Genomic DNA, 14,425 nt, shown 5'->3' on the forward strand with positions numbered 1-14,425 from the left:
GTCCCGGGCTGTTAGCCCGGGACCTTTTTTTCATGCTTTGACTGATGCGTCGGGGTGCGGCGCGTCAGGAAGCCTTGGGCGCCGAGTACATTTCCTCGATCACTGCGTCGAAGTCCTTCATGACCTGGGCGCGCTTGACCTTCAACGACGGCGTGAGGTGACCGGAAGCCTCGGTGAAGTCGGACGGCACAATCCGGAACGACTTGATCGCCTCCGCGTGGGAGACGGACTGGTTGGCGTGGCTGATCAGTTCCTGGACGGCAGCCCGGACGAGGGCGTTGTCCGCGGCAGCCGTCGTCGTCGTGGACGCGGGAAGGCCGTGGCGCTCGAGCCAGCCGGGCAGGGCTTCCTCGTCGAGGGTGACCAGCGCGCCGATGAAGGGCCGGTTGTCGCCGATCACAAGGACCTGGGACACCAGGGCGTCCGCACGGATTTGGTCCTCCAGCAGGGCAGGCACGACGTTCTTGCCGCTCGCCGTGACGATGATTTCCTTCTTGCGGCCGGTGATCTTCAGGAAACCCTGTTCGTCCAGTTCGCCGATGTCACCTGTGCGGAACCACCCGTCGACGAACGTTTCCGCGGCGAGGTCATCCCGCTTGAAGTAGCCCCTCATGACGCAGACGCCCTTGGCGAGGATCTCGCCGTCGTCGGCGATCCTGACCGCATTTCCGGGAAGCGGGGCCCCCACCGTGCCGATCTTGATCAGGGACGGGGTGTTGACTGAAATGGGTGCCGTGGTCTCTGTGAGGCCGTAACCCTCGAGGATCTGCAAGCCGATACCGTGGAAGAAATGGCCCAGCCGTTCGCCGAGGGGACCGCCACCGGAGACGGCGTGGCTGACGTGGCCGCCCATGGCAGCGCGAAGCTTCCCGTACACCAAACGGTCGAATACGGCGTGCTTGAGCCTTAGCACCAAGCCAAGGGATCCCTCCTGCTGCGCCTTGGAGTAGGCGATCGCCGTGTCGACGGCCTTGTGGAAGATGGCACCCTTGCCACCGTCCTCCGCCTTGGTGAGCGCCGAGTTGAAGACCTTCTCGAAGACACGCGGAACAGCCAGGATGAAGGACGGCTGGAAGCTTTGCAGGTCTGCAAGCAGGTTCTTGATATCCGGCGTGTGTGCCACTTGGGCGCCGGCGGCGACGGCCAGAACCGAGATGAAACGGGCGAAGACGTGGGCCAGAGGGAGGAACATGATGGTCTTGGCGGTCTCGTTGACGACGTCGCCAAGGGAAGCCAAAGCGTTCTCCGAGAGCTCCACGAAGTTTCCGTGCGTGAGTTCGCAACCCTTGGGACGCCCCGTGGTGCCGGAGGTGTAGATGATCGTGGCGACGTCGGCGAGTTCCGCGCTGCTGCGGCGCGCCTCGAGTTCCTCGTCGCTGACACCGCTTCCCGCGCTGCGAAGCGCGTCAAGGCCGCCGCCTTCAAGCTGCCAGACATGGGCCACTGAGCCGAGGCCTTCGGCGGTGACGGCCTGGCGGATGACGTCTTCGTGGTGTGCCGACTCGGCGAATGCCGCGACTGCGCCGGAGTCGCCGAGGTTCCAGGCCACTTGTGACGGCGATGACGTTTCATAGATCGGCACGGAAATGCCGCCTGCAAACCAGACGGCGAAGTCCACGAGGGACCATTCGTAGCGGGTCCTCGACATGATGCCCACTCGGTCGCCCACGCCGACACCATTGGCGATCAGGCCTTTGGCCAGCGCCGACACGTCCTGGAGGAAGTCCTTTGCCCGGATGTCCTGCCATTGGCCGGCGCTGTCGAGCTTGGCGAACAGTGCCGGGTTGGATGTCTTGGCGGCCTGGCGAACCACAAGGTCCGTGATGTTGGTTTCGGGGGCAACATTCACCAGGGGCGGAACACTGAATTCACGCACGATAGCTCCTTCGATATCAACAGACCATTGCGGGGCTGCTCTAACTCTATACGGCCAAGTAATGGGTGTGGCGCAATTCACCTTACTCAAGTTACTGATGAGTAACATTACGTGAAGCCTGGGATTCCGCCAATGCAGGCCTGCGGGCGCTCCTTCCGAGGGTCCAACATGTCAGTACATATGGGGCGCTCGGAATAGGATGGCGACATGCCTCTGAATTCATCCAACGACCAGATCCCGGCAAGCGTTCGGAAGATTTCCTGGTCCGGTTCGGCGTCAACCGGCCGGCGCCCCGGCTCCACGCACGGCGGCCTGCGCTGGGAGTCGGTGCCATGGGCTGCGCGCCGTTCCCATCTCGGCCGCAGGGGGCTTGCGATCGGGATCGACATTGGCGGCACGAAGGTGGCAGCGGGAGTCGTGGATCCCTCGGGCCGGGTGGTCGACGAAGCGCGGCGCTCCACTCCGGGCAATGACGCCCGGGCCGTGGAGCAAGTGATCGTCGAGCTTGTCCAGGAATTGGGCAGAAACCACCGGATCGCCTCTGTGGGGATCGGCGCTGCCGGTTGGATGGATCTCGACGGCGGCACGGTGCTTTTCAGCCCCCATCTCGCCTGGCGTAACGAGCCGCTGCGCGAAAACCTTCAGAGCCTGCTGAGGCGCCCGGTACTCGTCACCAACGACGCCGACGCTGCTGCCTGGGCTGAATGGCGCTTCGGCGCAGGGCAAGGCGAGAGCCGCCTCGTCTGCATTACGCTTGGCACCGGCATCGGTGGTGCCATGGTCATGGACGGACGAGTGGAGCGTGGGCGGTTCGGCGTCGCGGGGGAGTTCGGCCACCAGATCGTGGTGCCCGGCGGGCACCGCTGCGAATGCGGCAACCGCGGATGCTGGGAGCAATATGCCTCCGGTAACGCGCTTGGCAGGGAAGCCCGTGAGCTGGCCCTCCGGAATTCACCTGTTGCCTACGAATTGCTCAAGGCTGCCGGAGGCTCGGCTGAGAACATCACGGGCGTTACCGTGACGGAGCGGGCGAAAGCCGGAGATTCCGCTTCGAGGGAGCTCTTGGAAGAAGTGGGGCACTGGCTCGGGCTTGGTCTGGCGAACCTGGCTGCTGCGCTCGACCCAGGGACATTCGTCATCGGCGGTGGGCTATGCGATGCCGGTGAGCTTCTCGTGGGCCCTGCGCGGACAGCATTCACCCGGAACCTCACCGGCCGTGGTTTCCGTCCCGCGGCCGCCATCAAGCTCGCTGCGCTGGGACCGCGAGCGGGGATGATCGGCGCTGCCGACCTGTCCCGGGTCAGCGGCAGGGCGCGCGGGTAGACGGGCCCAGCCGCGAGGGGATGCGCAGTGCGGAAGTCCGCTTAGACGCGGGCGCCGTCGTCGTTCTCGTCTTTTTCCTGGGGCAGCTTCATGATGAGGTACACCACTGAGGCCAGAAAGGTCGCCAGGATGCCCATCACTGCGAGGAGCGGCGCCGAGCGCCAGAACATGGCGGTGAACAGCAGGGCAAGCGGGCCGCCCACGGCTCCGATCCAGGCGAGCATGGTCAGGGGTTCGGTGCCGGCCAGGCTCGGCGGATCCTCCGGGACGAAGCCGTTCTCATCCTCGACGTCGTAGTCGCGCGGACCGGGCTCCCCGCCGCCCGTGGGTTCTTCTGCGGCGCCCTGTTTAGACAATCCAAGAGGGTCGAAGTCTTGGAAGGAACGTGACGATGAGCGCCCCGGAACGTCGTCCGGACCTGGACCCGGCCCTGTTCCGGAATCGTTGCCGCCCTCCGCCGACGTCGGCGCCTCGTCGAGGGCCGATGAAGGCATCGACTCAAGCCGGGCCACCAAATCGAGCCAGACGGCGTCGTCGTCTTTGTTGGCGCTCTGGTCGGGGGAGTCAGGCCCTGGCCTATTCATGGGGTGAATCCCGGAGCTCGGTACCGGACTGGCTGGCGGGGGCCGAACTGCTTGTCAGCCCTGCCATGGTCTTCTTGATGAACTCGGCAGAGCCCCGGAAAATCTCCAAGGCATCATTGTCCAGCGTGGCCACGTGGTAACTGTTCTCCAAGGTGCTGAACTCCATCGAAGCCGTGACCCGCTCCTTCAACTGCGTGATGCTCCGGTCGGAAACCACGTGGTCGACCGAGGAACGGAAGACGCGCACCGGTGCGGAAATCCGGGGGAGCAGAGTGATGGTGTCCTTGTACATCTTCTTCAACTCATGGGCGGCGGCGACCGGTGTCCTCGGGTACGCGCCCTCGTCCATGCCGGGTTTGAGGATGTCGTTGGCGATGGCCGGGGTGGATTTCATGACGTGCTTCAGGATGCCGACCACGGCGGCGCGGGGATCGTCGATCACCAGTCCCGGATTGACGACGACGGTACCGGCCACGGGCCGGGTGGCCGCGATCCGCAGAGCCAGTGTCCCTCCCATCGACAAGCCGGCGGCGAAGACGAAGTCGCACTCGGCCTGGAGCTCCAGATACGCCGCATCCACTGCGTGGTGCCACTCCTGCCAGTGCCGCGTGGCCATGTCCTGCCACGTGGTCCCATGGCCTGGAAGCAGAGGGAGACGGACAGCGAAGCCTTCGGCCGCCAAGTACTCGGCCCAGGGGCGCATGCTGTGCGGACTGCCCGTGAAGCCGTGGCTCATCACGACGCCGATACTGGGTCCACTACCGGTGAAGTCGCTGGTGTACGGCGAGGGATCGGGGAGAGTGTTCATGATGACTCCGAGGCTACTCTGTTGGCGGCACTGCTTTCCGTGATGTGTCCATCGTGTCACTGTTCGGGACAATTCTCACTGGAGTATGGTGGCTTCTGAGTGCGGGCCGGGACCGTCCGGACGCCTTGCAGACGCCGCCCCGGAGAGGAACCAAAGTGTTCTATTGGGTCATGAAACGGATCTTTTTGGGTCCGCTTCTCAAATTGCTGTTCCGCCCGTGGGTCAAGGGCCTCGACAATGTTCCCCAGGATGGCGCCGCGATTCTCGCTTCCAACCATTTGTCCTTTTCCGACTCGATCTTCATGCCGGTGATGGTGCCCCGGCGCGTCAGTTTCCTTGCCAAGTCCGAGTACTTCACGGGTACCGGGCTCAAAGGCAGGCTTACGGCCATGTTCTTCCGGCTCACCAACCAGTTGCCAATGGACCGTTCGGGCGGGGCCGCGTCCGAGTTGTCCCTGCAGGCCGGCAGGGACGTCCTGGCCGCCGGCGGCCTGCTGGGCATCTACCCTGAAGGCACCCGCAGCCCAGACGCCAGGCTCTACAGGGGCAAAGTGGGGGTCGCCAAACTTGCGCTCCAAACCCGGGTCCCCGTTGTTCCCGTTGCGATGATCGGCACCGAAAAAGTCCAGCCCATCGGGAAGCGTTTGCCCAACATCCGCAGGATCGGGATCATTTTCGGGCAACCTTTGGACTTCAGCCGGTACTACGGCCAAGAAGAAGAGCGTGCCGTTCAACGCGCCGTGACCGACGAGATCATGTACGAACTCATGCGGCTCTCGGGGCAGGAATACGTGGACGAATACGCCGCCGTCGTCAAGCAGCGGCTGGCCGGGCAGCCGCCGGAGCCGGTGAGCGGAAGCGAAGCGAATCCAGCCGACGACGGCGACGAGGGCAGGCGCCCGCCCGGCAACAGTTCGGGCCCGGACGGCGACGGCGCAGTGCCCGGGAAAGTGTGACGGCCTGCCAATAAGGGTTACGGAAGCCATGCCCCGAACAGCGGGCAAGGCAACTAGTCTTGGAGAGTGACTGAGCTATCCGCGAACCCCGCACCGTCCATGACCGGCCCCGTGACCAGTTCCCTGGGCAGCCCCCTGACCAGCACCGCGCAAAGCGGCGCGGCAAACTATCCCGGCTTGGACGATTGGCGCCAGCTGCCCATCTCGCAGCAACCCACCTGGACCGATAGGGGCGTCTTCGATGCCTCCGTCAAAGAACTGTCCGTGCTTCCGCCGCTGGTCTTCGCGGGCGAAGTCGACATCTTGCGCGAGCGTCTGGCAGCTGCAGCCCAGGGCAAGGCATTCCTGCTTCAGGGCGGCGACTGCGCCGAGACCTTCGAGGACGCGACAGCTGACAAGATCAGCGCCCGGGTCCGCACCATCCTGCAGATGGCCGTTGTGCTTACCTATGGTGCGGCCATGCCCGTCATCAAGATGGGCCGCATGGCCGGCCAGTTCGCCAAGCCCCGGTCCTCGAACGAGGAAACCCGCGACGGCGTGACCTTGCCCGCGTACCGCGGGGACATTGTCAACGGCTATGATTTCACCCCGGAGTCCCGCGCCCACGATGCCAGCCGCATGCTGAAGGCGTACCACACCTCGGCTTCCACGCTGAACCTTATTCGCGCCTTCACGCAGGGCGGCTTCGCCGATCTCCGCCTGGTGCATCTCTGGAACAAGGGCTTCACCGAAAACCCGGCCCATGCCCGCTACGAGTCCTTGGCGAGGGACATCGACCGCGCCATCAAGTTCATGGCGTCCTGCGGTGCCGATTTCGAAGCCCTCAAGCGCGTGGAGTTCTTCGCGAGCCACGAGGCACTCCTGCTCGACTACGAGCGGGCCCTGACACGCATCGACTCCCGCACGGGACTTCCTTACGACACTTCCGGGCACTTCCTCTGGATCGGTGAGCGCACCCGTGAGCTCGACCATGCGCATGTGGACTTCCTGTCCCGGGTGCGCAATCCGATCGGCGTCAAGCTCGGTCCCGGGACTTCCGGAGACGACGCATTGCGGCTCATTGACAAGCTCGACCCGAACCGCGAGCCCGGCCGCCTTACCTTCATCACCCGTATGGGTTCCAAGAACATCCGCGAGAAGCTGCCCGCCGTCGTCGAGAAGGTCACTGCGTCGGGCGCCCAGGTCCTCTGGGTCACGGACCCCATGCACGGGAACACGGTCACCTCGCCCAACGGGTACAAGACCCGCAACTTCGATGACGTCGTGGACGAAGTCCGCGGGTTCTTCGAGGTCCACCACGCACTCGGGACGGTACCCGGTGGCCTGCACATGGAAATGACCGGCGACGACGTCGCGGAATGCCTTGGCGGCGCCGATCCCATTGACCAGGACGCCTTCCTGGACCGCTACGAGTCTGTGTGCGATCCACGCCTGAACCACATGCAGTCCCTCGAGATGGCGTTCCTCGTGGCTGGAGCCCTCACCAAGCGGTAGTCCCCACGAAGCGCTAATCCCCACCAAGCGCTAGTCCAGCAGCAGGCCCGAATACAGGAAAGGCGATCCGGAACATTCCGGATCGCCTTTCCTGTATGGGCGCGTCCTACACAACGGTCAGTGTGACGACGGAGCCCTCCGGGGCATCGCTGTCCACGGGGTTCTGGTCGCGGACGGTGCCGAAGAAGCCACCCAGGATGTTGTTGATCTTGACCTCGAATCCGAGCGACTCCAGGGCCTTGCGGGCGGCGTCCGCCTGTTTGCCGATGAAGTTGGGGACATGCACCATTTTCGGACCCTTGGAGAGGGTCAACGTGACGGCGTCGCCGCGGATCAAGGTGCCGTTGGCAGGTGTCTGGCTGACCACGGCTCCCGCGGGGACCTTTTTGTCGTTGACGGGGTCCGGAGATATTTTTGCGGTCAATCCGGCGTCGCTGATCGCTTTGACAGCGGCTTGCTGGCTCATGCCGCGGACATCCGGTACGGGGAGCGGCTGCGGTCCCTTGGAGACCACCAGTGCCACCGGGGTGCCGTGGCGGACCCCGGTGTCCTGGGCCGGAGACTGGGAGATGACCGTGCCTGAAGGCACTTTGTCGTCATATTGCTCGGTGACTTTGCCGAGCGCCATCCCCGCCACACCAAGGGCATTCTTTGCCTGGTCAAGTGTCAGGCCGGTCATCGTGGCAAGCGGAAACAATTGCGGACCCTTCGAGACGAAGAGCGACACCCCTTGGAACTTCCGGACTACTTGGCCGGAAGCGGGTTCCGTTCCAACAGCCAAACCGGCCGTGACGTCGTCGTCGAACACGTCTTTTGGCTCGGATTGAAAGCCGGCGGTTCTCAGCAGCTGCTGTGCCTCGGCGACCGTCTTGTTCTTGATGTCCGGTATGGTTCCGGGCGAACCGGGCCCCATGCCGAAGAACCAGCCAGCCGCAGTGGCAAGGATCGCCAGGACAATCACGACAATCGTCCAGATCACGGCCCGGCGGCGCGGGTTGCCTTCCCGCAAAGAGCGCGACGGCGTGGCCGCGGCCCGGGCCCGGTCCTTTTCTTCCTGGCGCTCCATCCGCTTGATGTCGCGTTTGCTCGGCGGGGCATCGGCCGGATCCAGGGGTTCGCGGTCCTGTGGCACCTGGATGTCGAAAGCTGCGGCACCGGGGGAGAATCCCGACGGCGGAAGCACTGTGGTTGGATTGCGCTGGCTTGAGATGATCTCCGTCGGGCGGCCTATCCGTTCCAGGGGCTCCGTACGTTCGGCGTGGAAAGGGGCGACTACCGCGGTTGCCCCGGCCGCTTCTTGTTGCCCTTCGGGCATCGCCGCCTTGGCGGCCGGCGGGTTGATATCCAGTTGCGCGTCGCTCAAGGTGGTGCGGATGTGCCGCAGTTCCGACAAGAGCGCGGAGCCGTCCACCGGACGCTCTTCGGGTTCCTTTGCGGTGCACCACTGGACCAGTTCGTCCACATCGGCGGCAAGGCCGGGCACCGCGAGCGACGGCGGAGCGACGGCCGCGTTGACGTGCTGGTAGGCAACCTGGATGGGAACGTCGCCGGCATACGGTTGTTCGCCGGTAAGCATTTCGTAGATCATGATGCCGGTGGAGTAGATGTCGCTCCGGGCGTCCGCGGCTTTGCCGAGGACCAGTTCGGGAGCCAGATATGCGACCGTGCCGATGAGGGCGCCGGTGCTGGTGGTCGCTGTGACCGCCCGGGCCAGGCCGAAGTCGCCCACCTTGATGCGCCCGTCGTCGGCGATGAGGACGTTTTCCGGTTTCACGTCGCGGTGGATGAGCCCTGCCGCGTGGGCGGCCGCGAGCCCCTCGATGACGGGGTCGATCAGGGCAAAGGCCAGCCGGGGCGGAAGGGCTGCCTTCTCGTTGAGGACGTCGCGCAGGGTGTGGCCCTTGATGTACTCCATAACGATGTACGCAATGTGGCCGTCCTGTCCCTGGTCGAGGACACCTACGACGTGCGGGTGGGAAAGGCTCGCCGCGGCCCGGGCCTCGCGCTGCAAGCGGTCGAGGAAATTCTGGTCATTGGCCAGGTGGGGATGCAGCACTTTGAGCGCCACGTCGCGGTCGAGCCGCTCGTCGGTGGCGAGATAGACGGTTGACATTCCGCCGTTCGCGAGGCGCGATCGCACCAGGTAGCGCCCGTCCACGAGGGATCCGAGGAGTTGGTCCGAAACTTGTTCCTGCACCCTACGATCCTAGTTGAGCAAAAACACGGGCCCGAATCGCCGTGCGATCCGGGCCCGTGTTCGGCGGCCTGATTTAGCTGAAGTTCTTCTTGAGGGACAGGATCGAGGCGACGTAGGCCTTGGTGTCGTCGTACATCCCGTGCTTGCTCACCGAGTACTGGCCCTGGTAGTAGCCTGCGATGGCCGTGTTCAGATCCTTGCTGGTGTTGACGAGGGCCCGGATGATGGCGACGCCGGCGGTCACGTTGTCATACGGGTCCAGGATGTTGAGCTTGCGTCCCACCAGTTGGGAAGCCCATTCTCCGGAGGAGGGAATCACCTGCATCGTGCCGATGGCGTTGGCGGGAGAGACGGCACGCTGGTTGAAGCCGGATTCCTGGTAGGCGAACGCCATGGCCAGAGACGGGTCCACCCCCATCCGGCGCGCGGTATCGGCTACGATCCCCTTCATCTGGGCGGTGCTGGGCACCGGGGACGCATTGAGCAGGGCCTTGTTCGCGTTGGCCGAACTGACCACCGCCTCCGGGTAGGTGTAGCCCAGGAACGTGCTGGGAACCAAGGGAGTGCTGACCGGAGCCGGGGCCGGAGCCGAGGCTGCAGGAGCACCCGGGATGGCGAGCTTCTGCCCCGGATAAATGATGGTGCTCATCGATAGCCTGTTGGCCGAGAGCAGCGATGACAAGGACACGCCAAGGCGGGACGCAATGCCGCCCAGAGTGTCACCCGACTTGATCGTGTACGAGCCGCTGTTGGCAAGTGCCGGCGCTGCCGGGGCAGCCGGAGCTGAAGCAGGGGCCAATGCCGCTGGAGCCGGGGCAGCCGGAGCTGGTGCGTTCGTTCCCGGGCCAACCTTGATCTTCTGTCCCGGGTAGATGATGGACCGGCCGTTGAGGCCGTTCCAGCTGAAGACGTCCGACAGCGCCACTCCGTGGCGGGCGGCAATGCCGCTCAGGGTGTCCCCGGACACGACTGTGTAGCTGGCAGCCGACGACGACGCCGGGCTGGGTGCCGGGGCGGGCGCGGGTGCCGGGGCGCTTGGAGCAGCCGCGGAACCGGACAACTTGATCTGCTGTCCCGGGTAGATGATGGTGTTGCCCGAGAGCCCGTTGAGCTGCAGGACGGTGTTGGTGTTCAGCCCGTAGCGGGCCGCGATGCCGCTGATGGTATCGCCCCGGACGATCGTGTACGTGGCCGGAGCCGTCGGTGCCATGGGCTGCATGGCAGTCGGGATGGTCGCGGCAACCGCGGAGGCGGGAATGACGTTTGCGGATACGGCTGCGGCCTGGGCCTGCATGGCCGCGGTCAGCGATGCGGGGATCCTCTGGGTTTGTGCCGCTGGAAGCGCTGTTGCCGGCTGGGCGAGCGCCAACGAAGAGAGCATGACGGCGGGCAGCGCCGCTGTGGTGGCCGCAATTATGGGCATGCTCGTTGTCTTCTTGGGCGAGCGGGGCGTCGTCATGGGAGCAATCCTCATCTCAGCAGCGGATGTTGGGAATGCCGCTGTTGCCAGTGTTACTAAAGTTAGTAGTGATGCAAATGTGATCAATGTGAATCTCTCACATTTTTCGATTCCGCACAAGAAATCCCGGCGCATTCGATTCGTGGGCAATTCGGGGACGCAAATTCCGCCCGTGCCGTCCGTCCGGCTAGGCGCAAAGCGCGCGGGCGTGGCAATCTTGATCCGTGAGTAATGTAGAAAGCCTCGTTTCCGAATGGCTGCCGCTGCCCGATGTGGCAGAGCTGCTGAACGTTTCAATCACCAAGGTCCACGGTCTTCTGGATGAGCGTGCAGTGGTGGCTGTGAGAGTGGGCGCACGCAATATCCGTTCGATTCCTGCCCTCTTTATCCAGGACGGTCATGTGGTGGATAGCCTGAAGGGCACCATCGCAGTGCTTGGCGATGCCGGGTACACGGATGAGGAGCTCATCGCGTGGCTTTTCACTCCAGATGAGTCGCTGCGTGGCCGCCCTGTCGACGCGCTCCGTGAAGGGCGCAAAACTGAAATCCGACGCAGGGCCCAATCGCTTGCCTGGTAAGGGACTCCTGCCTTAAATACAGTGGTGGCGATCAGATTGCTGATCGCCACCACTGTATTTAAGGCAGGTATTTAGACTGCCCTTAACGTGGATTTCTCCAAGAGTTCATGCGGCCCGGCTGACGGCGGCTTCGGCCAACCGCCTGAGCGCGGTAAGCGGGAGTTCAGCCAAGGGGAGCCTTTCCAAGGCCTCGAAAGCTTCGTTGCTGAGTTCCTCGATCATGGATTCCGTGGCTTCGAGCGCTCCGCAATCTACGATGATCCGCCGGATCTCGGCAACCTCGGCCTCGCCAAGGTCCTGCCGTCCGAGCATGGTATCGATGTAGCTCGAATCAGTAGCCCCGGCCTGGTTGATGGCGAAGCCCACCAGCACAGTCCGTTTGCCTTCGCGGAGGTCATCTCCTGCAGGCTTTCCTGTCGTCCCGGGGTCTCCGAACACCCCCAGGACGTCGTCGCGGAGCTGGAAAGCTTCACCAAGGGGCAACGCGAAAGCGGAATAGCCTTGCAAGAGCTCTTCGCTGGCACCGGCCAAGGCGCCACCAAGGGCCAAGGGGTGTTCCGTTGAGTACTTCGCCGATTTGAATCGGATGATGGACTGTGCGCGGCGGACGGCACCTGCGCGGTCCCGCACGGGGCCCGCAACTTCCTCCAGGATGTCCAGGTATTGGCCGGCCATGACCTCGGCGCGCATCAGGTTGAAGATCCGCCGCGCAGGCGTGCCTGTTGCAGCCCTGCCGCCAATCTCGGTGAACGCTTCCTCGCTGAACGACAGGCAGAGGTCTCCGGTGAGGATCGCGGCCGCATGTCCGAAGCGCTCGCTGTCGAGGGCCCAGCCCTCGCCCTCATGGAGCTGGCTGAACCGCTTGTGGACGCTTGGACCGCCACGCCGAGTGTCAGAGCGGTCGATGATGTCGTCGTGAATCAGGGCTGCTGCCTGGAAGAGTTCCAAAGCGCAGCCGGCAGTAATGATGTCCGGATGTGCGGACTCACCGCCGGCACCTCGCCACCCCCAGTAGCACATCAAGGCCCGGAGCCGCTTGCCACCTGTCACGAGGCTCGTGATTGAGCCCATGAGGGGAGCGACATCGGGGGAGATGGTGGCCATGGTTTCTTGTTGCACCGCAAGGAAACCGTTTAGTTTGGCCGCGACGTCGGCCACGAAACGGCTCTGTTCCGAACCTAGGCTCTCGGTGGTCACTTGATTGACCCGGCGGCCACGTTGGCACCGATGGTGAACGTGGATTTGCCCGCTGTTTCCACAACCGAGATATTCACGGTTTCATTGTCGCCACGGAGGAAATCCTTTGATTTGATACTTCCCACGGTGCTGCCGGGAACTTCCTTAAAGCCCTGCGCCGTGAGCGCAGAGGTATAAAAGGCCACTACTGCGTCCGATGGGGACGCAATGGTGCCGACCAGGGCCACCGACGCCGGGGAGGAGTTCTTGTCGAAACTGCTCGATTCCACCGCTGCCTTGGGCATCAATGGAATCAGTTGTTGCGGGAATCCCGGAACCAGGGCGCCGACCGTCGCCGAAGCTCCTGCAGCCGCCGTGGACGTGGTGGCCGACGCCGGACTTGCCGAGGCAGGGGCCGCCCCGGACGATGTTGGCGCAGCCCCTTGGGATGCCGTGCCCGCGGGGGACGACCCGCAAGCCGAGATGGTCAACGCGACGCCCGTGGCCAGCAAGGCCATACTGACGGGTTGAGGCTTTCCAAAGAGCTTCACAGGGATTTCCTCCTGGGGACGACGCCGGATGCTGCCTCCAGTTTAGGGCGCCGGATGCGGCCACCAGTAACCAGTGCCGCGGCATAGGATTTCCTTGTGAGACCACAAGCAGAGAACAACGGGCGGGGCCCCGGACAAGAATCCGCCCCGGATCCCGCTGCCCTGCGGGAACTGAGGCGCACCAGCATCCTCCACGTCGACATGGATGCCTTCTTTGTCTCGGTGGAATTGCGCACCCGGCCTGAACTCAAGGGAAAACCCGTCATTGTCGGCTTCCCGGTGGATCGCTCAGTTGTACTGTCCGCCTCCTACGAAGCGCGGGCGCTGGGCGTGAAGTCTGCCATGCCCATGGCCAACGCTATGCGGATGTGCCCCAACGCTGTCATCATCGAGCCCCGCCACAGCCTCTACTACGAGGTGTCCCGGGAGTTGATGGGCATATTCGAATCGATAACGGACCTCGTGGAGCCCTTGAGTGTCGACGAGGCTTTCCTGGATGTCGGTGGCGCGATCCGGAGGCTTGGTCCGCCTCTCCAGATCGGCCATTTGATCCGGCGCCGCGTTTTGTCCGAGCTCGGAATCACTGCGTCCGTGGGAATAGCGGCCAACAAGTTCGTTGCCAAAATTGCTTCTACGCGCTGCAAACCCGACGGACTGCTGCTCATTGAAGAAGGGCAGACCGTAGCCTATCTCCACAGCCTGCCCGTGAACGCCTTATGGGGAGTCGGGGCCAAGACCGCCGATGTCCTCGCCCGGCTGGGGATCCGTACCGTGGCTGACGTTGCGGCCACGCCGCTGTCTTCCTTGAAAAAGGTCCTCGGAGCGTCGGGCGAGCACGTCCACCGATTGTCGATGGGCTTGGATCCGCGGCCGGTCACGCCTACCCGCCTCGAGAAGAGCATCGGTTCCGAGGAGACGTTCGCTGTTGACACTCCGGATGACGCACTCCTGCAGCGCGAGTTGCTAAGGCTCTCCCACCGAACTGCTTCACGGCTGCGGACAGCCGGAATGTTGGCCCGGACCATCGCGTTGAAACTGCGCTATGCGGATTTTTCGACAATCAGCCGCAGTAAGACAATGCATACGCCTGTAGACAGCGCCCAGTTGATCTATCAAGTTGCGAACCAGTTGCTGGCGTCCTTGGGGGAGCGGCCCATGAGCGTGCGCCTTGTTGGAGTCAGGGCCGAGCAGCTCGAACCGGCGGAACACACCTCGCTGCAGTTGAGCTTCGACCGCAGGGACGACAACTGGCGGGCGGCTGAAAAGGCGCTTGACCGTGTCACCGAGCGATTCGGCAGCAAGACTGTTCTTCCGGCGACGCTTCTGGAGCCGAATGCGGAGCCCGGCGGGCCGGGTTCTCCTTAGGCTTCGAAGAGCCCCCGCGTGCCCTCCGGGGTGTCTTTCAGAACAGCGGCCAACAAAC

Annotated in this window: 13 protein-coding genes; 6 read left to right on the plus strand and 7 right to left on the minus strand. The window is 63.9% G+C overall.

Annotation, left to right across the window (positions count from 1 at the left end; genetic code table 11):
• Positions 1-64: 64 nt before the first annotated feature.
• Positions 65-1,876, minus strand: coding sequence for an AMP-dependent synthetase/ligase (locus tag ACSKT0_RS07560; protein ID WP_437773189.1), 1,812 nt, complete (start codon positions 1,874-1,876; stop codon positions 65-67).
• Between the two features lie 207 nt (positions 1,877-2,083).
• Here ACSKT0_RS07560 and ACSKT0_RS07565 point away from each other — a divergent pair, with 207 nt between their 5' ends.
• Entirely contained in the window at positions 2,084-3,199 is a 1,116-nt protein-coding gene (locus ACSKT0_RS07565) for an ROK family glucokinase (protein ID WP_437773190.1), read from the plus strand.
• Between the two features lie 41 nt (positions 3,200-3,240).
• On the opposite strand, the gene ACSKT0_RS07570 is transcribed toward ACSKT0_RS07565, so the two are convergent.
• Positions 3,241-3,783: a hypothetical protein gene (locus ACSKT0_RS07570; RefSeq protein ID WP_437773191.1), complete on the minus strand. Its 543-nt coding sequence runs from the start codon at positions 3,781-3,783 to the stop codon at positions 3,241-3,243.
• The gene (locus tag ACSKT0_RS07575; protein ID WP_437773192.1) at positions 3,776-4,591 is read right to left on the minus strand and encodes an alpha/beta hydrolase; all 816 of its coding nucleotides are present in this window, start codon (positions 4,589-4,591) and stop codon (positions 3,776-3,778) included. The genes ACSKT0_RS07570 and ACSKT0_RS07575 overlap by 8 nt, the downstream gene beginning before the upstream one ends.
• Before the next feature lie 155 nt (positions 4,592-4,746).
• Between ACSKT0_RS07575 and ACSKT0_RS07580 the strand changes: the two genes are divergently transcribed.
• On the plus strand, positions 4,747-5,547 hold the full coding sequence (locus ACSKT0_RS07580) for a lysophospholipid acyltransferase family protein (protein ID WP_437773193.1): 801 nt from the start codon (positions 4,747-4,749) through the stop codon (positions 5,545-5,547).
• Between the two features lie 66 nt (positions 5,548-5,613).
• Positions 5,614-7,041 (plus strand): class II 3-deoxy-7-phosphoheptulonate synthase, encoded by a 1,428-nt coding sequence (locus tag ACSKT0_RS07585; RefSeq protein WP_425550454.1) that lies wholly within the window; start codon positions 5,614-5,616, stop codon positions 7,039-7,041.
• 106 nt (positions 7,042-7,147) lie between these two features.
• Here ACSKT0_RS07585 and pknB read toward each other — a convergent pair whose 3' ends face one another.
• Positions 7,148-9,238 carry a Stk1 family PASTA domain-containing Ser/Thr kinase gene (gene pknB / locus ACSKT0_RS07590; protein WP_437773194.1) on the minus strand — a complete coding sequence of 697 codons (2,091 nt, stop codon included), beginning with the start codon at positions 9,236-9,238 and terminating at the stop codon, positions 7,148-7,150.
• A gap of 73 nt (positions 9,239-9,311) precedes the next feature.
• Complete coding sequence (locus ACSKT0_RS07595; protein WP_437773195.1) at positions 9,312-10,697, minus strand: LysM peptidoglycan-binding domain-containing protein; 1,386 nt, start codon at positions 10,695-10,697, stop codon at positions 9,312-9,314.
• Between the two features lie 224 nt (positions 10,698-10,921).
• Between ACSKT0_RS07595 and ACSKT0_RS07600 the strand changes: the two genes are divergently transcribed.
• Entirely contained in the window at positions 10,922-11,275 is a 354-nt protein-coding gene (locus tag ACSKT0_RS07600) for an Rv2175c family DNA-binding protein (RefSeq protein WP_437773196.1), read from the plus strand.
• Positions 11,276-11,380: 105 nt separating this feature from the next.
• Here the strand turns inward: ACSKT0_RS07600 and ACSKT0_RS07605 are convergent, their stop codons facing one another.
• Positions 11,381-12,379 carry a polyprenyl synthetase family protein gene (locus ACSKT0_RS07605; RefSeq protein ID WP_437773990.1) on the minus strand — a complete coding sequence of 333 codons (999 nt, stop codon included), beginning with the start codon at positions 12,377-12,379 and terminating at the stop codon, positions 11,381-11,383.
• Between the two features lie 89 nt (positions 12,380-12,468).
• A complete protein-coding gene (locus tag ACSKT0_RS07610) occupies positions 12,469-12,657 on the minus strand; it encodes a hypothetical protein (RefSeq protein WP_308193892.1) in 189 nt (62 codons plus the stop codon).
• 22 nt (positions 12,658-12,679) lie between these two features.
• On the opposite strand from ACSKT0_RS07610, the gene ACSKT0_RS07615 reads away from it, so the two are divergent.
• Both ACSKT0_RS07615 and dinB read left to right on the plus strand, forming a co-directional pair.
• Positions 12,680-12,982 carry a hypothetical protein gene (locus ACSKT0_RS07615; RefSeq protein ID WP_437773197.1) on the plus strand — a complete coding sequence of 101 codons (303 nt, stop codon included), beginning with the start codon at positions 12,680-12,682 and terminating at the stop codon, positions 12,980-12,982.
• A 182-nt stretch (positions 12,983-13,164) separates the two neighbouring features.
• Entirely contained in the window at positions 13,165-14,367 is a 1,203-nt protein-coding gene (gene dinB, locus ACSKT0_RS07620) for a DNA polymerase IV (RefSeq protein WP_437773991.1), read from the plus strand.
• Positions 14,368-14,425: the final 58 nt, after the last annotated feature.

It is taken from the genome of Arthrobacter sp. KNU40 (assembly GCF_051515115.1).
GTDB lineage: Bacteria > Actinomycetota > Actinomycetes > Actinomycetales > Micrococcaceae > Arthrobacter.

Bases quoted from the DNA above. Each gene is read 5' to 3' on its own strand.
- ACSKT0_RS07565 (WP_437773190.1), top strand. From the start codon at position 2,084: ATGCCTCTGAATTCATCCAACGACCAGATCCCGGCAAGCGTTCGGAAG.
- ACSKT0_RS07570 (WP_437773191.1), bottom strand. From the start codon at position 3,783: ATGAATAGGCCAGGGCCTGACTCCCCCGACCAGAGCGCCAACAAAGAC.
- ACSKT0_RS07575 (WP_437773192.1), bottom strand. From the start codon at position 4,591: ATGAACACTCTCCCCGATCCCTCGCCGTACACCAGCGACTTCACCGGT.
- ACSKT0_RS07595 (WP_437773195.1), bottom strand. From the start codon at position 10,697: ATGACGACGCCCCGCTCGCCCAAGAAGACAACGAGCATGCCCATAATT.
- ACSKT0_RS07605 (WP_437773990.1), bottom strand. From the start codon at position 12,379: ATGGCCACCATCTCCCCCGATGTCGCTCCCCTCATGGGCTCAATCACG.
- ACSKT0_RS07615 (WP_437773197.1), top strand. From the start codon at position 12,680: ATGGTGCCGACCAGGGCCACCGACGCCGGGGAGGAGTTCTTGTCGAAA.